The organism is Telluribacter sp. (genome assembly GCF_035998675.1).
In the GTDB taxonomy this organism is placed as follows: Bacteria; Bacteroidota; Bacteroidia; order Cytophagales; family Spirosomataceae; genus Telluribacter.
The window spans coordinates 1071857-1094015 of sequence record NZ_DASYHI010000020.1 but is presented as its reverse complement, the minus strand read 5'-3'; the positions used below and the strand labels follow the sequence as shown (position 1 = coordinate 1094015).

15 protein-coding genes are annotated in these 22159 nt (G+C 51.9%); 1 reads left to right on the top strand and 14 read right to left on the bottom strand.

All coding sequences use genetic code 11. From position 1 onward, the window contains the following. Positions 1–9: 9 nt before the first annotated feature. The 5 genes from VGN67_RS18705 to VGN67_RS18685 all read right to left on the bottom strand — a co-directional run bounded on the left by VGN67_RS18705 (position 10) and on the right by VGN67_RS18685 (position 5838). Positions 10–2301, bottom strand: coding sequence for a S9 family peptidase (locus tag VGN67_RS18705; protein WP_414717347.1), 2292 nt, complete (start codon positions 2299–2301; stop codon positions 10–12). A gap of 90 nt (positions 2302–2391) precedes the next feature. Next, positions 2392–3459 carry a glycoside hydrolase family 53 protein gene (locus tag VGN67_RS18700; protein ID WP_327488384.1) on the bottom strand — a complete coding sequence of 356 codons (1068 nt, stop codon included), beginning with the start codon at positions 3457–3459 and terminating at the stop codon, positions 2392–2394. Positions 3460–3483: 24 nt separating this feature from the next. After that, positions 3484–5022: a DUF5060 domain-containing protein gene (locus VGN67_RS18695; protein WP_327488383.1), complete on the bottom strand. Its 1539-nt coding sequence runs from the start codon at positions 5020–5022 to the stop codon at positions 3484–3486. A gap of 212 nt (positions 5023–5234) precedes the next feature. Next, entirely contained in the window at positions 5235–5468 is a 234-nt protein-coding gene (locus VGN67_RS18690) for a RagB/SusD family nutrient uptake outer membrane protein (RefSeq protein ID WP_327488382.1), read from the bottom strand. Between the two features lie 154 nt (positions 5469–5622). Then, positions 5623–5838, bottom strand: coding sequence for a sigma-70 region 4 domain-containing protein (locus tag VGN67_RS18685; RefSeq protein ID WP_327488430.1), 216 nt, complete (start codon positions 5836–5838; stop codon positions 5623–5625). Positions 5839–6456: 618 nt separating this feature from the next. On the opposite strand from VGN67_RS18685, the gene VGN67_RS18680 reads away from it, so the two are divergent. After that, positions 6457–8412, top strand: coding sequence for a hypothetical protein (locus tag VGN67_RS18680; RefSeq protein ID WP_327488381.1), 1956 nt, complete (start codon positions 6457–6459; stop codon positions 8410–8412). A gap of 342 nt (positions 8413–8754) precedes the next feature. Here VGN67_RS18680 and VGN67_RS18675 read toward each other — a convergent pair whose 3' ends face one another. The 9 genes from VGN67_RS18675 to VGN67_RS18635 form a co-directional block, all read right to left on the bottom strand. Then, positions 8755–9993, bottom strand: a complete 1239-nt coding sequence (locus tag VGN67_RS18675; RefSeq protein WP_327488380.1) for a mandelate racemase/muconate lactonizing enzyme family protein — start codon at positions 9991–9993, stop codon at positions 8755–8757. A 424-nt stretch (positions 9994–10417) separates the two neighbouring features. After that, positions 10418–11983, bottom strand: a complete 1566-nt coding sequence (locus VGN67_RS18670) for a sulfatase (protein WP_327488379.1) — start codon at positions 11981–11983, stop codon at positions 10418–10420. 95 nt (positions 11984–12078) lie between these two features. Then, positions 12079–13788 (bottom strand): RagB/SusD family nutrient uptake outer membrane protein, encoded by a 1710-nt coding sequence (locus VGN67_RS18665; protein WP_327488378.1) that lies wholly within the window; start codon positions 13786–13788, stop codon positions 12079–12081. A gap of 18 nt (positions 13789–13806) precedes the next feature. Continuing rightward, a complete protein-coding gene (locus tag VGN67_RS18660; protein WP_327488377.1) occupies positions 13807–17124 on the bottom strand; it encodes a TonB-dependent receptor in 3318 nt (1105 codons plus the stop codon). A 206-nt stretch (positions 17125–17330) separates the two neighbouring features. After that, on the bottom strand, positions 17331–18419 hold the full coding sequence (locus VGN67_RS18655) for a FecR family protein (protein WP_327488376.1): 1089 nt from the start codon (positions 18417–18419) through the stop codon (positions 17331–17333). 113 nt (positions 18420–18532) lie between these two features. Beyond that, positions 18533–19117 carry a sigma-70 family RNA polymerase sigma factor gene (locus tag VGN67_RS18650; protein WP_327488375.1) on the bottom strand — a complete coding sequence of 195 codons (585 nt, stop codon included), beginning with the start codon at positions 19115–19117 and terminating at the stop codon, positions 18533–18535. A gap of 67 nt (positions 19118–19184) precedes the next feature. Beyond that, on the bottom strand, positions 19185–20612 hold the full coding sequence (locus VGN67_RS18645; protein ID WP_327488374.1) for a sulfatase: 1428 nt from the start codon (positions 20610–20612) through the stop codon (positions 19185–19187). A 79-nt stretch (positions 20613–20691) separates the two neighbouring features. Next, positions 20692–21546, bottom strand: coding sequence for an alpha/beta hydrolase (locus tag VGN67_RS18640; RefSeq protein WP_327488373.1), 855 nt, complete (start codon positions 21544–21546; stop codon positions 20692–20694). 4 nt (positions 21547–21550) lie between these two features. Then, positions 21551–21766, bottom strand: coding sequence for a hypothetical protein (locus VGN67_RS18635; RefSeq protein WP_327488372.1), 216 nt, complete (start codon positions 21764–21766; stop codon positions 21551–21553). Between the last annotated feature and the right edge of the window lie 393 nt (positions 21767–22159).

The window sequence follows — 22159 nt, the reverse complement described above, 5'->3', positions numbered from 1 at the left end:
TTAGTAGAATTATTCCTGCTTTACTCGGTTCGCTTCATTACTCTTTTTCTCCAACTCCGTCCAGGCCGGAGGCTCTACGCCCAGCAGGTGTCGCACGAAGAAATCGCGGCGCTTGTGCTCGCCGTAGTCGCCGCCCGACGAGTGGGCCATGTTGGGTACCATCAAAAAGTCAAAGTCTTTGTTGGCCTTGATGAGGGCGTTGACGAGTTGCATGGTGGAAGCGGGGTCCACATTATCGTCTACCTCACCCAGGATGAGCAGGAGCTTGCCCTGTAATTTGGAAGCGTTGGTCACGTTGGAACACTCGGCGTAGTGTGGACCAACGGGGTAGCCCATCCACTGCTCATTCCACCAGATCTTGTCCATCCGGTTATCGTGGCAGCCGCAGGACGAAACTGCCACTTTGTAAAAGTCAGGATGAAACAGCAGGGCGCCCGTAGAACTTTGTCCACCGGCCGAGGTACCGTAGATCCCCACCCGGTCCAGGTCCAGTTCGGGGTGTTTCTGGGCGGCGGCTTTCAGCCACAGCATGCGGTCGGGCAATCCGGCGTCTTTGAGATTTTTCCAGCACAGGTCGTGGAAAGCCTTGGAACGCTGGGAGGTACCCATGCCGTCGAGCTGCACCACGATGAAGCCCAGCTCGGCCAGCTCAAACATGGAGCGGTTGCTGGTCATGAACGACTTAGGCGTGAAAGCCGAGTGAGGACCGGCGTAAATGTTCTCAATGATGGGGTACTTTTTGGCGGGGTCAAAATTGGTAGGGCGGATGATGATTCCCCAGATGTCGGTGGTGCTGTCGCGGCCTTTGGCCGTAAAGACTTCCGGAGCGCGCCAGCCGGTTTTCTGCCATTCCGATATGTCGGCTTTTTCCAGCTCCATTAGTACCTTCCCGTCGGCAGCCGAGCGAAGTACCGTTACCGGCGGCATATCAACGCGGGAGTAGCTGTCGATGAAGTAGGTATAGTCGGGGGAGAACGTGGCGGAATGGTTGGCGTTTTCAGCAGTGAGAGGTACTAGGCCCGTGCCGTCCAGGTTGACGCGGTAGTACTGCACAAAGTAGGGGTCCTGGCCGGGTACCTTACCACTGGCAGCGAAAGTAACGGTCCGCTTCTTTTCGTCCACGTTCATCACTTGCCGTACTACCCATTCGCCTTTGGTAATCTGGTTTTTGACTTTGCCGGTTGCTGCATCGTACAGGTACAGGTGATTCCAGCCGTCCCGCTCGGAGGCCCAGATGATCTGCTTGCCGTCGGCCAGGTCGTGCCGGTAGCGCTTGCCGCTGTAGTCAATGAAGGTAGGGCTCTTCTCCTCAATGAGCGGACGTATACTGCCATCCGTAGCTTTTACCTCCAGTACCCGGTACAGCTGGTGGCCGCGCTGGTTGTACTCAAAGGTAAAGGTCTGGCTGTCCTTGCGCCAGTCCACCCGCGACAGGTTATAGGCCTGATTGAACAGAGCGTCATCAATGGAAATGTGTTTGTTCTGGTCCAGCAGGAACAGCTGCGGGCGGCGGATGGGCAGCGCGTCGCCGGGTTTGAGGTACTCGCGGTTTTCGAGTTTGGGCTGAAGCTGGTCGTCGGGCGAAGACCGTACAAAGTGGATCAGGTGCTTCTCATTGGGCCGCACCTTCATCGTCACGATTTTCCTCGAATCGGGCGACCAGCGGATTTGGTCAGAATAGTAGTCGCCTTCGGAGCCATCAAAGCTGAGCTGGATTTCTTCTCTGGATTTTTCGGAGCGAACGTACAGGTTATGATTTTTCAGGTAGGCCGTGCGGGTACTGTCGGGTGAGTACACCGGCCGGGTCGACTGCTCCTTCTGGCTGCTGGCCCAGTAGGGGCGGCTTTCGTCCCTTATCGGTTCTTTTTTGGTTAGCTGCTTGGAGGCCAGCGTATAGCCCCATACGTAGCCCTCCGCCCGGAATTCAATCTGCTGGTCGTCCTGAGAGTAGGTAAAGGTCGAAAACGGAAGTTTGTAGGCTTCAACCGGCTTTTGGGTAGCTGCGGCCAACTGCCGGGCCAGTTGCTCGTGGTCAAAGGCCAGCGCTTTGGTCTGGGTAACCGGTTGAATGGCGATAAATTCCTTGCCCCGTGGGGTCTGGATCAGGTACCAGCCCCGCTGCCCGCTGGCCGACCAGCTACTATTTTGCGGCGCATAGTACACCTTGTCTTTCAACTGGGTCTTAAGCCGCTCTGAGCGCTGGTAGTCTTCCAGTTTTCCCTGGGCGGAGGCAGCAAGTCTCAGGCAAAGGAACATGGCCAGGGCCAGCAGGGGGCGGAGAGTAGGTATAGTTAATTTCATGGTAAACGGGCTTAAACAACAGTCACCCGGTCAAACCGGGTGACTGCCATGATTTCATTTAGAAAGATAGAAAAAGCACGAAACTACCAGTTACTCCACCAGAAAAGCATCCAGGGCTTTGGTGGGACGGCCGTCGTCGCCCCAGGTGCTGAGGCCGTATTTCGACCAGCTCCGGGCACCCTGGGGTTCCCAGTACAGTACCCCCAGGCCTTTGTTGTTAGGTACCGCCTTTACTTTCTGCTGCACCGCCACCAGCATATCGTAGGTGTTTTGCACTTTGTGATCCTCGCCGCCTACTTCTACCACCATCACTTCTTTGTCGTAGCGGGCGGCCAGGTCGGTGAGGTTAGCCCCCAGGTCGCCGATGGACTCGGTGTAGTCGGGTTTGCCTTTGAGCCAGTAGGGGTAGTAGGAGAGGCCAATCACGTCGTATTTAGCACCGTGCTTTTGGGCGTTATCAAACCAGTTTCTGAACCGGGCGCTGTTGTTTCCCTGGTCCAGGTGCAGCACTATTTTGGAACGGGGGTTCACGGCTTTTACAGCCTCGTAACCTTTATTGATCAGTTGCGCCAGTTGGGGCCAGTTGGCCGTACTGCCCTCGGGATAAATCATGCCACCGGGCGTTTCGTTGCCGATTTGTACCCATTCGGGCTGTACGCCCGCGGCTTTGAGGGCGCTCATGACGTCAAAGGTGTAGTTGTAGACATCGTTCAGAAGCTGGGGGAAGTCGTGGCCTTCCCAGGCTTTGGGCTTGTTTTGTTTGCCGGGGTCGGCCCAGGTGTCGCTGTAATGGAAGTTTAGCATGACGCGCATGCCCCACTTCTGAGCCCGTACCGCCAGGGCCACGGTTTCTTCTTTGCTACTATGGCCGCTCCGGGGGTTGTCGGACGGATTCACCCAGGTACGTAGCCGGACGGTATTGAAGCCGTGGTCTTTCAGGATCTGGAAACAGTCCTGTGCTACACCCGCGTCGTTGTAAAAAGTATAGCCGGTGGCCTCCATCTGGGGCAGCCAGCTGATGTCGCCGCCTTTGGCAAAGGCAGGGGTCTGGGTTTTAGTACCGGGTGTGCGGGTAGCGCATCCGGCCAGAAGAAGGAGACCAAAGGCAATGGTTACTATGGATTTCTTACTGGGTAAATGGGTACCAGGTTTTTTCATTGTGGATGGTCCTGAGGTGGTATTTTAGTTAGCATAAATTCGCAGGGCTGTATAGGGTGTAGTGGTGTGGAATTTGAATAACCCGGGCTTTATCGTCGCTTGTTCCGTCACCTGCATATTCCAGGTGTCAATTACGTCCATTTTGTAGTTTTTGGTACCCGTCAGATTAATTTCAATAGTCTGGTCAGTCCCTGCCGTATAGGCCAGGTAGTAGGCACCCGGCTTGGACAGCAGAAACTGGTTGGTGTTAAAGTTTTTTGGGTCGCCGTTGTCACGAAATTCGGGCGTCATTTCCTGAATCGGGGCCTGCTCCATGACCGTGCGAAAGTACCGGATTCGCTCCGGACTTTCGCCCACCAGTTGACCTCCTTTGGCCCACCAGCGTACTTCGTTACCCTCATCGGCCTGGTTGGAAAAGGTATCGCCGTGGGTGCCGTAGCCTCCGCTCAGCCCCGCCATCCAGAAATAACTGGCCATGTCCTTCCCCTTCATGTTACCCCAGCCGCTTTTTACATCGCCCTCGTAACGCATTTCGTCAAAGAGCAGGGGTTTCCGGTACTTGTTCCGCCACTTAATGGCATTGTAAAACTGGGCCGTCTGGGTACTTAGGTGGGTAACCCAGGGGCGGGTATGGTCATAGAAATGGTCTTCCGAATCGTACCAGTTGTGGATGCCCCGCAGGCGCTGGTGCGGGTCTTCTTTCTGCAGCAGGGTACCTATCGCTTCCCAGTCTATGGCCTGTTTAATTTTGGGCTCGTCCCACTCGTTGGCCAGCGACCACCACACGTTGCGGTAGGCCGACAGGCGGGCGATCATGGTTCGCACGTACCGCTCATTCATGGCGGCGCCCATAGAGGCGTACCCCCAGACATCGTAGGGATGAAACAGGATCACGTCGGCCTGGATGCCCATTTCAGCAAGTTGCTGTACTCTTTTTTCAAAATTCCGGAAAAATTCGTAGTGGGGTTGGGTAAAGTCATTGGTAGTACCTTCCCGTTTGAACGGATACGCCCAGGGCTCGGTCTTGTTGCCATACTGGTAGTACTTTGGAAAAACGCACATCCTGATTTTATTGAACGGAGCTCCCGCCAGGGTCTCTATGGTTTTGTCCTGAATGGACTGTTTTACGCTGGTCCACTGGTAGGCCGTTGTCCCGACGGCATAGTAGGGGGTGCCGTCGGCGTACTGCAGGTAGTAGGTGTTCACAATTTTTACGGGGCCGTGGTTTTTACCCGTAGGGGCCACACAGCGAAAATCTCCCTTTTTCCCCGAAAGCCCGGGTGCGTTGCTGGTAGTAAGGTAGGTCCACTTGCCCTGCCGGTGGGGCGAAAACCGGACGCGGTAGGTACCAGCCCCGTCGTAAAAGCCCGGTACCTTTACGCTTTCTTTTCCGTTTTTGAATACGGCCTCCAGGTCAACCTCCATAAAAGGATTTCCGGAAGAAGGCCCCTGCAGGACCAGCTCGTATACGCCCCACTGTTCCGTTGGAGTCGCAGAAAGAGATTGGTTAAATCCGGTCAGACCGGCGGTAGCCAGGAGGATCAAAAGTAAGATTTTGTACATGGTATGATAGAGTTTAGATAAAGCTACATTTAGGGGTAGCAGCCAGGGTTGATTCTACTAGCGTTTTAAAAGAGATAAAAAGTTAGGTGTAATTCAATTCATGAAAGGCCAGATCTAAGCTGTCTTACCATAAGTAATATAGTATTTTATACTACTCTCCATATGGCTTAGTCGCGGTCGGGGATAAGATTCGGCCGTTCACCACTTTGATCTCATAATGCCAATCCGATACCTCGCAGGTAAAAGTACTGGGTGGCCCGGATAAATTTAGCTTCCGCTTTCAGTCTCTCTACTTTAGCTTTACCCATGGGCACTTTGTCAATATTCTCCAAAATGTCATTACTGATGGCAATGCGCCGGTAAGAGCTCTGCCAGACATTATTGTTAAAAAGTAAGGTGCCCTTGGTCAGGCGGTTCCGGGTAGAGTTATCGCCTCTTCTATACATAGGCATTATTCGGTTGCGACTTCTAGAAAAAGAATTCCGCATTTTGTCCCCTTCTCGAGAGCATTTTCATCCTGTTGAAGGGTAAGATTGATTGTATTCTGATTAGCGACCAGTACCTCTTTACTTTTATAACCAACAAAACAAAATACCAGTATCAGAAGGATAGGAGAAAAAATAGAATGGCTACAGCCATACTGGCTTTGTGAAGATTTGAATGAATCCGCAGGGACATCATGGCGTTGAAGAGGGTATTTCGGACGGTCTTTTCGGAGATACCTATAAGTACGGCAATCTCGTCGGTCTTGAAGTTTTCGTAGTAGCGGAGCATCACCACCTCGCGTTGACGCTTGGGGAGCTGACAATGATCAATTTTAGCCGCTGGATAAGCAGAGATTAGAGATTCATTACATTCTTAATATAGTCTGACATGTCAAATTGTTTGATAAAGCCATCGGTATCCATATCCTGGAATCGCTTTTCTCTATTAAAAAGACGTAAAATGCTGCGGCGTAGGCACCATAATAAGTAAAATTTATTGCTACTTGTCTCTTCTGTAAGGCTTATACGGGTTCGCCAAAGGGTTATAAAAGATACTGAATAGCATCTTCTGTAAGAGACTCATCATCAAGAACCTGTTTGCTGTAGGAATACAGTTGCCGGTAATATAGGTCAAAGAGAGGGGGAAATGCAGCCCGATCACCCGCATGGAACGCGCACCAGAGTTCCTGATCGTTTTGCTGGTTCGTTTTCATTATTCATGGGCTAGTTTCCTTTTAGCTTAAAAGTTGAATTAATTCAAGTATGGTCGGCTCACACGTTTAACCGCAATTTTAAAAAAAAAGATGTCAGCAATGGGAAAGTACTTATAGGGATTTCCTGCAGTAGTAAAAATGCATCTAAAGGACTTACGAGATGAATGAAAAAAAATAAAAGTTAATTCCTACTCAAAAGGTACGGAGAAATGATGTACTAGACCCAACTACAAAACATGAAATCAAATTCAGACAGTCGTCGACAATTCATTAAAAAAACCTCTTCTTTGGCTTTGGCGGCATTTTTGCCTTCCCGGTACGCCAGTGCCTATGACAAAATGAATGATCCTTTTCCCTTTGGAACCGAACGCGGCAAAACTCTTGATGCCTGCGCTACCGGCGAATGGTGGAATTGGAAAGGCGATGGGCAAATGGCCAGCTTCATGCAAAAACGACCACGCAATAAGGTCATTGCCTATGCAGTATACACCCATGATCGTGGAGTTTTGAAGCTCACCACCCAGCTCTTTCCACTCTACCCCAATGAGCCCGATACTGTCACATTGGAAATGAAAGTCCAGGGGAAATGGGAAAAAGTGGCCAAAGAAAAAATAGTCTATCCTGGCTGGAGTGCGCATTTTCGGGTTGAGAACTGGGATGATACCCAAGAAGTAGCTTACCGGGTGCGCCTAGAAAATCAGGCTGAGTTCTCGGGTACGATACGACCTGATCCCATTCATAAAGACGAGATCAAAATTGCAACGATGTCGTGCAATTCTCCGCGCGATGAAACTATCGCTGAACGGAATGAGTACATCAGGAACTTGAAGTTTCATGATCCCGATATTCTGTTTTTTGCAGGTGATCAGTCTTATGTACACGAACACCACACTTATGGAATTCTTCTTTTTGGGGTTCAGTTTGCCGATATCATGAAAGATCGTCCCGTAATTATGATTCCCGATGACCACGATATTGGACAGGGAAATTTCTGGGGAGAAGGTGGAGGCGTAGCTGATTCAACCAACGGCGATAACGGTGGGTACTACTATCCGCCTTCCTACGTAAAAATGGTGGAACGCTGTCAGACCTGGCACTTACCAGATGCCTACGATCCTACTCCTATCAAACAGGGCATAGGTGTATATTACACTAATCTTCGAATAGGAGGAGTAGATTTTGCAATCATTGAAGACAGGAAATTCAAGAGTGGACCCAAGGGTAAAATTCCCAAGATGGGGCCACGTCCTGATCATATTGTAGATCCAACCTATGACCGAAAGGCGGTGGATGTACCGGGACTGGAATTACTGGGTGCACGACAAATTAACTTCCTGCATAAGTGGGGACAGAACTGGGAGGGGGCAGATATGAAGGTAGTACTGTCACAAACTGCCTTTTGTGGTGCGGTGCACCTGCATGGAACAATGGAAAACCGGCTGCTGGCCGACCTCGATTGTAACGGGTGGCCCCAAACAGGCAGGAATAACGCCCTGCGCGAAGTCAGACGCTGTCTGGCTACGCACTTATGTGGTGATCAGCACCTAAGCGTTATTGTAAAGCACGGCATTGATGCTTACCGGGACGGTCCCTTTTCGTTCACCAATCCGGCTCTGGTCAATACAGTTTATGGCCGCTGGTGGTGGCCAATAGATGAAAAGGCAGGAGGAGGCAGCAAAATTGATAGCCCATTGCCCTGGACGGGCGACTTTGAGGATGGTCTCGGTAATAAAATTACTATGTATGCCTACGCCAATCCCAGACCAAAAGATGCAAAAGAGTTGAAAGAGAATCGTTCGGAGCGGGCGGATGGCTATGGTCTGGTGCGCTTCAATAAAAAGAGCCGCATGATTACGCTGGAATGCTGGCCGCGTTTTGCTGACGCCACAAAAGGTAACAGCGAGCAGTTTGTGGGATGGCCTCGAAAATTTGCGATGGCCGAAAATGATGGCAGAAAAGTAGAAGGATATCTGCCAACATTTAAGTTTATGTATGATAATCCCGTGGTGCAGGTAATTAAGGAGGCAACAGGAGAAATATTATATACCGAACGTATTCAGGGAAAGGAATTTCGCCCAAGGGTTTTCGGTAAAGGGACATATACAGTCAAGGCTGGCCACGATAAGCCGGAAAACTTAATTGGGGAAAAGATCAAGGTAGGGAAGGGAGTCATTGAGATAAAAGCTATATAAGTTCGGGTACTATTTCAAAGCATAAGTGCTCCTTTTAGTTTATCTGCAAAGTATTGAAAGGGCAAAATCTTGTTTGAAAAAAGTGCATCATAGCTGACTTGTACCTTTGTTGCTTCAGAGCGTTTTGGTAAAGGGAGTTGATTTCTTTCGGATCAACTCCTGTTTTCTATATTTCTTGATGTATAGCAGGAAGTTTTAGGTTACTCAGTTCTTTACGACGTCTAAACTCTTTTTCTTGGGAAGGAAAGGGATAAACGTTGACTCTACCTATCTAGGTTGTTAGTGATTAATTAAGCATCCTATTCCATTAAATAAACTCAGCCTGAAAGCAATCTGCTTTCACTATACCACCTTTTGAGCCCCTTCCCAGATGCCTTCGTCGTAGTCGATGCCCAGGCCGGGGCGGTTGGGAATGGCTATCCGGCCATTGACTACCTTTACCTCCGTGTGCCAGGCGGGTACTTTTTCGCCCGGGTTGTACACCGTCTCCTGCAGGCCGTACAGGTTAGGTACCAGGGCGGCTACCTGCCAGAAGGGAGCGATGAGCGGGTCGGTTTTGGGCGAATGCGGCGCCATGCCCTTGTTGCCGTATTTTTGGGCAATGGCGGCTACCTGCAGGGTTCTCAGGATCCCGCCATTGTAGTACAGGTCCGGCTGGAGAATGTCGTACACGTCCGTCCGGGCCAGCCTTTGAAATTTATAGAGGCTGGTATCCTGTTCGCCCCCGGCCAGTTTGATTTTGGTCAGCGCCTTGTTCACCTCCCGCATGCCTTCTTCGTCCTCGAAGTTACAGGCTTCCTCAAATATTTCTACGCCGTAGTCCTGTAACATTAGTCCAATGGCAATCCCCTCCTTCGGGCTGTAGGAGCCGTTGGCATCGGCGTAAATAGTAATGGCATCGCCCAGTTTTTTGCGCACCAGCGGAATAAACTTTCGGGTCTGTGCCTCGTATTTAGGGGTGTTGACCATGCGCCCTCCGACCTTTACCTTCACCCCCGTGGCGCCGGTAGCGACCAGTTTGGCCTGTAATTGATCCACGATTTTGGCAGGATCGCTCTCCCGGTCAAAATCTGAAACGTACACGCTGTACTCCTTCCGGACGGGCTGGCCGAGTAGCTGGTACACCGGTTTTCGGGCTATTTGCCCCAGCAGATCCCACACGGCTATTTCTACCGAGCCTATACAGTTCCAGAGCGGCATGCCGGCGTACTTGTAGTTGCTATTGAGCCGGTAAGCGTTATCGGCCAGGGCGGGCAGTTCCCGCGCGTCTTTCCCGACAAAGTGCGGCAGTACCAGCCCTTTAAGCAGCGAGGTCAGGTGCTGCATCCGGTCGTTGCACTGGGTAATGCCCTTTACGCCATCCTGCGAAGTCACTACCAGCAGGAACTCGCCCTGGGTCTGCAGCAATTCCACGCTACGAATCAGGACCGGCTCCCGGATGGCAGCCTTCAGGTCGGGCTGGGGCCAGTTGGGTAGGTCGTCGGTACCTTCCGGACTGGTCGCCGGGTGCCAGCCGGTACTAAGGGTACTGAGAGCGGCCAGACCCAGGGTACTTTGCAGAAATTTTTTTCGGGAGAGCATAGAGAGTTTAGTTCAGGATAGATCGGCTCGTTTATACTCGTTAACAAAGGAGATCAGGGAGCCAATATACCCGGGAGTATAGTGAATCGGCCTGATTCGCGATAACTTAACTCCTCCGCCGGTATTGATACGCTTCAATTTTCTACTAAACCTTTAAGAACTTGCTCACCCGTCAATACAAAAAAACTCCGTGTGGCTGGAGTCAACGGAGCTTTTTCAGGATAAGAGAAAGTACCTATACCTCCGGGGGAAAAAAGCAGGGCATTCGATTTCGGTGTTAGGAAGTACGCATACTACTAATAAATAAAGGAACTGAATGCGGGGTTTTGAATAGGTATTGTAACTAAATGACGATTGAACCGCCAGCTACCCTTCCCCGGAGCGGCAAACGCTCGGAGGGGAAGGGTGACTAGTTACAGACATTCTATTTTCTGGTGGAGTTATTGGGCGGGGGCGGATACTTACGGATGGGACTGTACCGGATGTAGGATTCGTAGATTTTCTCTCCCTCTGCGCCCATACGTGGGTCCTTGGTCTTTTTGAGGTACTCTTTCAGGTGCGCTTCAAGCTTTTGCCGGGTAGCCTGGTGGGCAGGTACCTGAGCCAGGTTAGTCAGGCAGTAGGGATCTTTGCGGATCGCGTACAGCTCTACTTCCGGGCGTTTGTCTACGGCCAGGTGGAAGTAACGGCTGATACCCGGCTCCTCCCGACGGGTACTTAGCGGCGACTCATTAAAATCGTCGATGTCGTGGTAGCCATCGTGCATGGGGCCCAGGCTGCCATTGTCTTCGTATTTCTGCGGGTCACCGGCTGGCCAGCGGTCGGGGTAGATATTCCAGATGTAGAGGTAGTCAGGAGTGCGCAGGGCACGTTGCGGGTAGCCCAGGTTGTTCCAGCGCGAGGAGGAATGCCGCTCGCGGGAAGCGTATACGGCCTGCCGTTCTTTTTCCACCACTCCGCCTTTGTTGCTGGTAAAAATAGTCATCAGGCTGCGGCCTTCCAGCTGCATGGGCGAATTGTTGACGCCTGCGGCTTCCAGAAAGGTCGGAGCCAGGTCTATCATACTAATCAGGTCGTCTACGGTGCGACCGCCTTTGATCCGGTTCCCCCAGCGAATGGCCAGCGGCACGTGAAAGCCATACTCGTACACGTTGGCCTTGGCGCGGGGGAAGGGCATGCCGTTGTCGGAGGTCACCACGACCAGCGTATTGTCCAGCTCGCCCTTTTCTTCCAGCAACCGGATCATCCGGTCCAGGTGGCTGTCGAACCACTGGATCTCGTAGAGGTAGTCCAGCATGTCGGTTCTTATTTCGGGGTGGTCGGGCAGGAAGCCGGGTACCTTCACGTCCGCCGGGTTCATGCCGCTTTTTACACCAATACCGGTGGGATAGCGGCGATGGGGCTCCTGGGCACCAAACCAGAAGCAGAAGGGCTGACCATCGGTTTTCTGAGCCAGAAAATCCTGGAAGTTAGCGGTGTAGTCGTTGTCGCTAATGCCCTGGGGTGCTTTCATCTTGCGGGTTCCGTACCCCTTGCCGGCGGGGTTGTGGGGGCGGCCCACTACCTTGCCCGGTCCCCAGCCCTTGCCGGTCATGCCTACCAGGTACCCCGCCTGCTCCAGCACCTCGGTATAGGTGGTCAGGTCGGCCGGGAAGGTACTGGCGTGGGTACCGGCCTCCCGGATCTGCCAACAGTTTTTACCCGACAGGATAGCCGCCCGGGACGGGCTGCATCCGGGGGAAGCCACAAAGGCATTGGTAAACAGGATACCTTCCCGCGCCACGCGGTCAAAGGCCGGCGTTATGACGGCCTTTGACCCGTAGGCCGAAGCGTGGGGATAGGACTGGTCGTCGGAAATGACGAAAAGGATGTTGGGTCTTTTACTCTCCGCAATCGTCCCTTTTCCGGCACTCTGCTGAGGAGTGTTTTTGCAGGAAAAGAGGAAAGAGAAGCACAGTAACAGGAAAACGGAAGGAATAAATTGTTTCATAACATAATTCTCGGTCAATGGAGTTAATGAAAAGAAGCCGATTAGTGTCAACTACTGAAACTAATCGGCCCTGAATGGCAGGAGGTACTGCCTGGCTACCGGCTTGAATAGCCGGGATTCTGCTCTAGTACCGCCCCCGTATTACGCTCAATTTCACTGTAAGGTATGGGGAACAGATTATTATGCGGAGCCACGTCTACCCCAAATTTGGCGGCTCTCGGGTGGCCGTTGCAGTACTTTCTGGTACGCTCATAAAGGAGTCCCAGGCGGTTCAGGGTGAGCCTTCTTTTTTCTTCGATGCCCAGCTCCCGCATCCGTTCATCCAGGATAAAGTCAATGTTTACTTCACCGGATGTTACCGGTTTAGCCCGGGCCCGGGCCCGTACAACGTTGATATCCGCCGCGGCCTGGGCGGCATTGCCGGCACCCAGGTTGGCTTCGGCGCGGAGGAGGTAGGTTTCGGCCAGCCGGATAAAGTACTGGTCGGAATAGGTAGTACCCGCGGAGGAGGCGTTCAGGGTTTTCAGGACGGGGTCCACGAAGAGTTCGGCCGGGTGCTGACCGGGCGTAGTGACTTTGGACTGGTAGGGATAGAAATTCCGGATGGTGTCGTCCAGCGTCCGCCGGAATAGCTGCCTATGGTCGGAGAGCTTCTGTCCGTACCAAGCCGAAGCCGGATTGTTGAATTTTACGTCCCGGACGAAGTTGTACTCCGAGTTGCGCATGTCGTTCCAGTCGTACCCCCATATACCATAGGTGAAGTGGTCAGTGCCCCTGAACCGGCCGATGCCCCGGCCCCCGGTATAATCCGAAACGCCCAGCGGCAGGAACGGACTAACGCCGGAGGGATCTTTGACGCTGAAGCTCCAGGGGCGGGGTGAGTGGTCGCGCTCGAGCATGGGGCCGGCCAGGGCCGTGGACTTGGTTACGCCGCCCAACACATCTACCTGGTACTGGAATACCCAGATACCTTCCGTGTTTCCTACACTTCTGTTTTGGTTATACCGCCGGAAAAGGTCCCAGTATACATCTCCAGGCTCCTTGGCCAGCGAGCCGAACCTCCTGGTCATCAGGGCCGTATTAGGATCATCTATTACTACGGAAGCGGCCTTGACAGCATCGGCAAAACGCTTCAGGGGCAGGTAGGTTTCAGCCAGCAGGTGGTATGCCACCAGATTGCTAACCTGCCCGTCTTTTACCTGCGTGATACCGGGTAGGTTGGCAGCTGCAAATTCGAGATCAGCAGCGGCCTGCTGATAGGTTTGTTCACGGGTGGCCCGTACGTAGTCCGTTTTGGGCGAACCGACCTCTTCCAGCTCAATAGGGACACCGCCGTACAGGTGGGCCAGATTGCGGTAGGCCAGTCCCCGGAACAGCTTCGCCTCTGCCTCTATTTTCGTTTTTTGGACCGGCGTTAATTTCGCACCTTCCATTCGGTTAAGAATGATGTTCGCGCTGGAAATGATTTTGTAGTACTGCTGCCAGTGAAAGCGCGCCTGCACGGAAGTAGGAGTGAGGGTGGCCGGATAGCTGCCAAAGCGCTCGTTTAGCTGCTGGGCCGCATTGTATCCCAGATCCGTTCCGTACATGTGGTCCAGCGGACGATGTTCGCCGTCGGACAGGGTACCCCTGGTCAGATCGTAGAGGGAGTAAATCGCCGAATTAAAATCATTTATGGTCACAAATGAGTTTTCAGGACTGGCAAAGTCCAGGGGGATTTCTTCCAGAATTTCTCTTTCATCGCAGCTGAGTACGGTAAGGGCCATCGCAAAAATCCATATATTGATCTTGATAAAAGATTTCATAGTACTCCCGGTTAATAATTAAAAACGTACATCTAATCCAATCGATATCCCCCTCATGACAGGGCGTCCGCTCACATCCAGCCCGCTGCCGGTTTCAGGGTCCCAGCCGACCCAGTCGGTCCAGGTAGCCAGGTTTTTTCCACTCGCAAAGACCTTTATTCCCTGCATACCTATTTTTTTAGCGACCGACGATTCCAGAGCATACGAAAGGGTAATGTCCTGTAACCTGACAAAGCTGCGGTCTCCGTAGAAATTATATTCAGTGGCGGAAGCCTGGTTTAGCTCCCGGTACCGGGCATTGGGGTTGGAGGGTGTCCAGTAGTCCAGTTCGCGCCAGAAATTATTCCGCCGGATGTTGTCGCCGATTCCCAGAGCCGTGGGCATGTTGAGGCCCAGGTAGCCATCCCGACCACCCTGGATGGAGTTGATAAAAAAGCGGAAGGTAAAGTTTCGGTAGCTGAATTCGTTCAGGATACCAAAGTTGTAGGCAGCCTCCCGTCTTCCCCGGATTACACGGTCGTTGGCATCAACAAATCCATCGTTGTTCTGATCGATGATGCGGTGGGTACCCACAAAAAATCCTTTGGGAGCTTCATCGCCCAGCTGAATAATTCCGCCGGATTCATAATCGTAGATTGCTCCGATAGGCTGTCCGATAAACAGGCCATTAGCTACCAGGTCATCCTCGATGCCATCCTGATTGTTGTCCTGCCCGAGAAGTGATACGATCCGGTTGCGGTTGGCGGCCAGGTTGAAGTTGAGATTCCACTTCAACTCATTGGAGGCGAGAACTTTACCGTTGATAATAAACTCAATGCCCCGGTTGGCAATATTGCCTACGTTGGAAGTAATCTGGTTGAAACCTGTCACTTCCGGAATCGATACATTAAAGATCAGATCATTGGTGGTAGTACGGTAGTAATCGACACTGCCCGAAATGCGATTTTTCAGGAGGGCGAAATCCAGACCAAAATTAAAACCAGTGGTTGTTTCCCACGACAGGTTTGGGTTGGCCAGGGTAGTGACCCGCTGGCCAAATTCGGTAGAGCCCCCTTCTCCAAACACATAGGCCGGGTAGGTGTCCATACGGGCCAGTGAGGAGTAGCGGCTGACCAGGTTACCATTGGTACCGTACGATCCCCGAAGTTTCAGCAGGTTTACGCTGTTCAGGTCTAAAAACTTCTCTTCGCTCAGTACCCAGCCAAATCCAATGGAGGGGAACAGGGCGGTTTTGTTGTTATTGGCAAAGCCCGAAAAACCATCCCGGCGCAGGGTGGCCGTAAGCAGGTACTTGTAATTGAATTCGTAGTTGATCCGGCCTGTCTGGTACAGGTAGCTCTCGTCCCAGGCAGAGGATGTAATATTCTGGATGGTTCCCAGGCTCAAATCATTATAGCTAAGGCGTAAATTGTTGTAGTTGGTGCCGGTGGCCGCGGTCTGTTCAAACTTTCTTTCCCGGCGCCCGGCTACCAGGGTTACATCCAGGTTGTGATGCTCGTTGAATGTTTTTTTGTAGTTAACTATGTTGTCGAAGGTCCAGTCGAAAGAGTTGGCGTTAATCTTATAAGCGCCTCCGGCGGCCCCGTTTGAATAGGGGTTACTGCTGTATTGCCGGTCCCAGGAATAGTTATTGCCAAAGTTGATCCGGTAGTTAAGCCCCTTTACGAAGGGTACATCTATGCTGGTGTAGAAATTCCCAAATAGGTTATTCCTCTTGTCAAAGTCATCGGCAGCCGATACCAGAAAGGGGTTGGAAGCGTTAGCTCCCGTTGGATTCAGGATGTAGTTGCCATTTTCATCAGTGGGCTGTACCAGGGGAGGCATGGTAGTGATACCACCCAGGTTGGGCGAAACACCCGAGAAATCGGAAAAGGACCCGAAGGTTTGAGCGCCTACTTTAAACCACTTGAAAATTTTGTTTTCGATGTTGATACGGGTCGTAATGCGTTTGAATTTATCATTCATTACAAATCCCTTCTGGTTGGTATAGCCACCGGAAAGGTAGTAGGACAGCTCATTGCTCGCCCCCCGGACACTCAGGTTGTGGCTGGCAATAAACCCAGGGTCCGTGGTATTGTCCCACCAGTTGTAGTTGGTGCCCTTTTCAAGCCCTGCCCGCAGGGGAGGATCACTGATGACGTCATTTACGTCGAAGTCCGGATTGGGAGTGGTGAAATCAGGAGCCAGGAAAGCCAATCGCCAGTCCGCATTGGCGCTCTTTTTCAGGAACTCCTCCCGATCCATTAGGTGCAGGGTATTGCTGGGCGTTTGGGTAGTGTAGCTGCCGGTATAATTGAAAACGGGTTTGGAGGCTTTCTGTCCGCCTTTGGTCGTAATCAGGATCACGCCATTGGCTGCCTGGGCTCCATAAATGGCCATGCTGCTGGGGTCTTTCAGAACGTCCACTGATTCAATGTCGGTAGGATTCAGGTCCCCTAAACTTCCGGTGAATATAATCCCATCCACCACCAGTAGTACACTCTGATTGCCATTGATGGTAGTCCGCCCCCGGATAGAGATACTGGGAGTCTGGCCCGCCGAGTTGACCTGACCTATGTTAAGGCCCGGAACGGTACCTTGTAGGGATTGAGCGATATTGACGTTGGGCGATTCGCGAAACGCTTCGATATCGGCCCTGACGACCGAGCCGGTCAGGTCACTTTTCTTCTGGGTACCATAGCCTACTACCACTACCTCGCTCAGGGCTTTTACGTCGGGGGCCAGCGTAACATCAATGACCGAGCGGTTATTGACAGGAATCTCCTGATTGACATAGCCTATGTACGAAAATACCAGCGTACCCGAAGTCTGGGCATCGGGTACCGAAAGAGAGTACTTACCATCCATACCCGTGGTGGTGCCAATGGTGGTACCCTGTAGCAGAATACTTACACCCGGTAGGGGAGCCCCGGTTTCGTCGATTACAGTACCTGTCACTACCACCTCGATATTACCTCGCTGGCTTTCCTCGTTCCGGCTGCTTTCCAGACGTTCCTGCCGGTTGTGGAGGTTTTTACTGCGGCTCAGGATGATTTGCTTGTTTCGCAGTACCTGGTACTCAATATGGCGGGGAGAAAGTACCTTGAGAAGTACCGTCTCTACGGTTTCGTTCCTGAACTCCACATTGATTCTTTCAGGAGTAGCGATAACATCTTTCTTATAGGAGAATACTACGTCTACCTGGCTTTCAATGCTTTGCAGTACCTGCTTTACGTCGCCGTCCTTAATGGACATCGTGACGCGTTCCTGCAGGCGCTCCTGAGCCGAACCGGGATGAGCATAGCCTACCCCGGCCAGAATGCCGAAGAGAAGGAATTGGTAGAAGGAGATTTTCATAATCCTGAAAACCACTTTTTTAGTAAAAGATTCTGACATAACTTTGATTGTTTTTGTTGGAAAAGGCAAAACGACATCGTTCCATTGCTGCACAGGCATGGACGGAAAACTCGGGGGAATTGATGTGGCCGCATCTTTCCCCCTTTTTTGTTTGGGTATTTTAGTATTTCATAGGCTTGGGCGGTAGTTAAAGTAAATTCAAGGTTTTATCGGCACCCCTTTGACTCTACAATCAGCTGGCCGTCCACTTCCTTGTAGGTAGCGTCGATGGTCTGGCATATTATATCCAGCTTGTCATGCAGTGGCTCTTCGCCGAGCGTAGTAGTCAGTAGGCAGTGGTTCAGCTCATCGTCGTTGAACAGGATGGTAATTCCGTATTGGTTTTCAAGGTCACGCAGGATCGTACTGGCCGAAACTTCCTCATAGCGGGTTGGGAGCGAGGGGGTCAGGAGAGCGATGGGCTTAGGTTGTTCAACCAGCCGCCTGCTCAGGTTCTGTTTGATCCGGCTGTAAGTGGCCTGCTGATTAGGAAGAAGTACCAGGCCTTTGGTTTCGGGGTCGGAGAGGGGGAGGCGTTGCTGGCGGTACACCGAAACCCGGCCCGTCCGTACTTGTACTACTATCTGGTTTTCCTCATCAAAGGCCCTGATGCTGAAACTCGTGCCCAGTACCTTGGTCACCACCTCGTTGGCGTAGATATAAAAGGGGCGGCTGGAGTCTTTGGCGACATCAAAAAAAGCTTCCCCGGTCAGTATCACGGTTCGATTGTCTTTATCAAAATGAGCGGGATAACTTAGTCTGCTGTTTTTGTCCAGAGTAATCACGCTACCGTCTTCAAGGGTGATTTTTAAAGGAGTACTGTTCTCATTGACTTGCTCGATCAGGGAACTTCTATTTTCCAGGTTAACAATCAGATCCTGATAACTAACTGTTTTTGGGAACTGACTGAACCACACCAGCCAGCCAACCCCCAGTAACAGGATAAGGCTGGCAGCCCATTGCAGAATAGGACGACGCCATAGCGCGCGCACAACTTTTTGCTTTTTCATTGCCGGTTCCTGCATATGACCACGTATGTTGGACCAGACCGCCTCCTGATCCAGAGAGAGGATAGTCTGTTCCTCGGCCTTATGGATCTCCTGTAAGAGCTGACGGGCTTCCTCTATGACTGTACGGTGGGAGGGATATCTGCTCAGATAATCATCCCAAGCGGCCGTATTTTTACCAAATAGCACCCACTGTACGAAAGTGTCGTCATTGAGCAAGTCCTGGATATGCGGATTGGATTGTTCCATGTTTGGTGCGTACCTGAATAAGGTACTTACCTATACAGGTACACGATTTAGCATATCGTAACCAGTACGAGTCCATTTTTTTAATAAAAAATACAAGAAAAGATCAGGAACTATCAGGGGAAGAGAAAACAGACCAGCAGGGACAGCACTGCTTTGAGCGAAAACCGCAGGATGGCGTACGATTTGGAAAGCAGATTTTTGACCACCTGTTTGGGAACGCCCATGAGTTCAGCGGCTTCGTCGAGGGAGAGTCCCTGATAAAATCGCAGGTACACGGCTTCCCGCTGCCGGTTACTAAGCTGACTAAGTGCTTTCTGGATGGCCTCCGTCTGGTTTAGCCGGGATTCATGGTCAATGGATTGCTGTTCGGAAGAGAGGGTAGTGAGGTAATCCAGAAAATCATCGATGTCTTGTGCTTCTTCAAAAACATCATTCCGGAAATTTCGACGTAGCTGATTTCGTAAGGCTCTGAACAAGTAAAAACGGACATTTTCTACGTTTCCCAGATGCTCTTTTCGCCGCCATAGGTCTACAAATACATCCTGAATGGCATCCTCTACCAGTGACGGGTTAGGCGTGACACGGAGCCCATAGCTGCCCAGGGCTTTGAAGTGCCGTTTATAAAGGCGCTCCAAAGCCCGTTCGTCCCCCAGTTTAAAGGCCTGCCACAGGTCGCAATCAGTGTGTTCTGTTATCACCTATTTACAATTAATTGGATAGAAGAAAAACTTAAATAAGCGGCTTCATGCTATCCTGTACTTTTATTTATTGTCCTGCTGCTTTAGGGTTTAGGTTAGTCAGCCGGGCGCGCAACTCTTCTTTTTGTTTGGCGTAGCGGGTATCGCGGGCCAGGTTTTTTAGCTCGTAGGGGTCTTTCTGGTGGTCATAGAGCTCTTCTGCCCCCGTACCGTCTTTCCAGACGGTATAGCGCCAGCGCTCGGTACGGATGCTGCGGCCCATGCCATTACTGCGCATGACCTGCGTAATGGCGGGGTGGTCCCAGGTTTGGCGGGGTTTGTTCAGGAGCGGTACCAGGCTGTTACCGGCCACGTGAGCGGGCGTACTGAGGCCGCACCAGTCGGTCAGGGTGGGGTAGATGTCCAGCAGCTCGACGGTACGCGGACTGGCGCTGCCGTTGCCCCGGGCACCCGGCGCCGCCACGATCATCGGCACCCGGGCCGACTCCTCAAACAGGCTTTGTTTCATCCACTGGCCGTGCTCGCTGAGCAGGTAGCCATGGTCGCTCCAGAACACCACGATGGTGTTTTCGGCCAGACCCAGGCGGTCGAGGGCGTTGAGTACCCGGCCCACCTGGGCATCCATAAACGTAATGGAGGCATAGTACGCCTGGATGGTCCGGCGCCGCTGGTCATCGTTCAGGCCCCAGTTGAAGGGGTAGGTAAAGTAAGCTTCGCGGGAGTACTGCGAAGTATCGCCGGGTGAGTGGGCCGGAAGTACAATCTTTTCCGGGGGGTACATATCAAAGTACTTCTTGGGAGCTATGTACGGGCAGTGGGGCCGGTAAAAGCCGACCGCCAGAAAGAACGGATCGCCGGCTTTATTTTGCTCCAGCAGCCGGATGGCTTCGGTAGCCACCATCCCGTCGGTTTGCTCCTCGTCGGTACCTTCGGCGGCCAGAAACGACAGCGACGAGCCCAGTCCGCGTTGGGGGGTATAGTTGGTCAGGAGGTGTTCTTCGGCCTTGTCGCGCCCCTTGGGATTACGGACGGTATGCCAGGAGGGGGCGTCGTCCAGTCCGTTGGTACCTATTTCACCCGGTACCCCGTAATGATACAGTTTGCCAACCCGGGCCGTAAAGTAGCCATTGTTTTTAAAGTGCTGGGGCAGCGTTACGACGTTGGGTACGGTGGTACGGAAATGCGTTTTCAGGTCATAGACGCGCGCCGAGTCCGGGCGAAGGCCGGTCAGCAGGGACGTGCGGCTGGGACTGCACAGCGGAAACTGGCAGTAAGCCCGTTCAAAACGCACCCCACGCCGGGCCAGCCGATCAATGTTCGGGGATTTGACCAGGGGATCGCCATAAGTACCGAGGTGATTGTTCAGATCGTCTACGGCGATCACCAGCACGTTAGGCTTTGAGGCATTGCGACGGGGAAGATCTTCGGTTGGGCCGGCCGAAATAAGTACTGCACCTGCCAGTGCGGTACCCCAAAGTAGGATCTGCTTTATCATGAATGTAGAGTTGTATAGTAGTAAGACTACTTTTTCTATTCTTTACCCTACAAAAATCCATCATTATCAAAACTGTATCCTATTCTTTACTCAGAAACTGGTCCAGCGTCGAGGGGCCCTGGAGGTATCCCAGCGAACGCAGGAAATTATCGGTGTGGAGTACGGTTTCTTTAAAATAAGTCTGGTCCTGCTTTCTATAATTGAAGAAGCCGTGGGGTTGATCCTTAAAGAGATACAGTTCGCAACGACCGCCGGTTGCCTCTACTTTTTTCTTAAAGGTCTCTGCCGTACGGACCGGAATCAGCTTGTCCGTAGTGCCCAGAAAAAATAGGATAGGGGGAGGTGTTTTATCAAGATTGTGCATCGGTGAAAATTCAGGATATCGCGCCCCGATACGCTCGTAACCGTAGCCTTCGGGACCATTGTCAATAACCGGATTAAACAGGACCAGTGCCTGCGGAATAGTACTTACAGACAAGTCGTCGGTAGGCGCATTGAGGCCGGGGAGCAGAGCCGTGGCGGCCGCCAGATGGCCACCCGCGGAGCCGCCCGATGCCACTATACGATCCGGATCAACCCCCAGTAAGGAAGCCTGTTTCCGCAAGTACCGCACGGCCGATTTGGCATCTTCTACCGATTCAAAAGGCGTAGTACCCTGCCGCGACTTTACCCGGTAATCGGCCCGGACGCAGAGCATTCCCCGGCTGGCAAAGTAGCGGGCGTGGGGTTCGAACTGGGCGATGCTGCCACCGTTCCAGCCACCACCAAAGAAAAAGAGGATCGTGGGGTAGGCTTGTCCGGGCTTGTAGTCCGGCGGGTAATCGAGCACCATGTGCAGTTCTACGCTGTCGATACGCTTGTAGATCAATTCCAGCGAAGGTTGGGCGACAACTTTGCTAAACAGTAGAAGTCCAATGAGAAGTAGTTTTTTCATCCGGCTACACCATTTTCTGTGCTGATTTCCAAATCGTATCGTCGTACTCAATGCCCAGCCCAACGCGGTCGGGAATTGTTATTTTGCCGTTTGTGACTTTAATGGCAGCTAGTAGGTTGGGCAGGTCGTAGGTATCTTCGGACTGTGGAGTGCCAGGCCATCGGCCAGCCAGCACGGTAAGGCCCAGGGTACTTTGCAGGAATTTTTTACGGGAGAGCATGGAGGATACGTGGTTTTTACTGATGAGGACTACCCTTTGGGAATGGTGGGGAAGATCTTACAGGTTAAATTAGAATTAAAATAAAATTATAGTTCGGATGATAGAATTGGAAATAAGCAGCTTGGACCAATTGTAAAAAATGAGTAAGTTTCCTCAACTATTTAAAATATCAAATTTTAAAAGCAGGTACTTGCAGAAGGTGTTACGTATACCTGTTTCATCAGAAGAAAGTAAGAGAGGCTTTTTACTTACATAGTGCTACCTAAAAACCCGCCCTATTCTTTCCGGAATGTAGTTGAAACTCGAATACAACAGGTACTTTGGAAGCAATTCCGGAGGTGTTTGGGTGGCGGTTTGAAAGAATTGGGAAGCAGGTAATTGTAAAAGCATTCT

Excerpts from the sequence above, each read along its gene's own strand:
- VGN67_RS18675 (WP_327488380.1), bottom strand. The coding sequence starts at position 9,993 with ATGCTCTCCCGAAAAAAATTTCTGCAAAGTACCCTGGGTCTGGCCGCT.
- VGN67_RS18645 (WP_327488374.1), bottom strand. The coding sequence starts at position 20,612 with ATGATAAAGCAGATCCTACTTTGGGGTACCGCACTGGCAGGTGCAGTA.
- VGN67_RS18635 (WP_327488372.1), bottom strand. The coding sequence starts at position 21,766 with ATGCTCTCCCGTAAAAAATTCCTGCAAAGTACCCTGGGCCTTACCGTG.
- VGN67_RS18705 (WP_414717347.1), bottom strand. The coding sequence starts at position 2,301 with ATGAAATTAACTATACCTACTCTCCGCCCCCTGCTGGCCCTGGCCATG.
- VGN67_RS18695 (WP_327488383.1), bottom strand. The coding sequence starts at position 5,022 with ATGTACAAAATCTTACTTTTGATCCTCCTGGCTACCGCCGGTCTGACC.
- VGN67_RS18655 (WP_327488376.1), bottom strand. The coding sequence starts at position 18,419 with ATGGAACAATCCAATCCGCATATCCAGGACTTGCTCAATGACGACACT.
- VGN67_RS18660 (WP_327488377.1), bottom strand. The coding sequence starts at position 17,124 with ATGAAAATCTCCTTCTACCAATTCCTTCTCTTCGGCATTCTGGCCGGG.
- VGN67_RS18670 (WP_327488379.1), bottom strand. The coding sequence starts at position 11,983 with ATGAAACAATTTATTCCTTCCGTTTTCCTGTTACTGTGCTTCTCTTTC.
- VGN67_RS18665 (WP_327488378.1), bottom strand. The coding sequence starts at position 13,788 with ATGAAATCTTTTATCAAGATCAATATATGGATTTTTGCGATGGCCCTT.
- VGN67_RS18700 (WP_327488384.1), bottom strand. The coding sequence starts at position 3,459 with ATGAAAAAACCTGGTACCCATTTACCCAGTAAGAAATCCATAGTAACC.
- VGN67_RS18640 (WP_327488373.1), bottom strand. The coding sequence starts at position 21,546 with ATGAAAAAACTACTTCTCATTGGACTTCTACTGTTTAGCAAAGTTGTC.
- VGN67_RS18690 (WP_327488382.1), bottom strand. The coding sequence starts at position 5,468 with ATGTATAGAAGAGGCGATAACTCTACCCGGAACCGCCTGACCAAGGGC.
- VGN67_RS18680 (WP_327488381.1), top strand. The coding sequence starts at position 6,457 with ATGAAATCAAATTCAGACAGTCGTCGACAATTCATTAAAAAAACCTCT.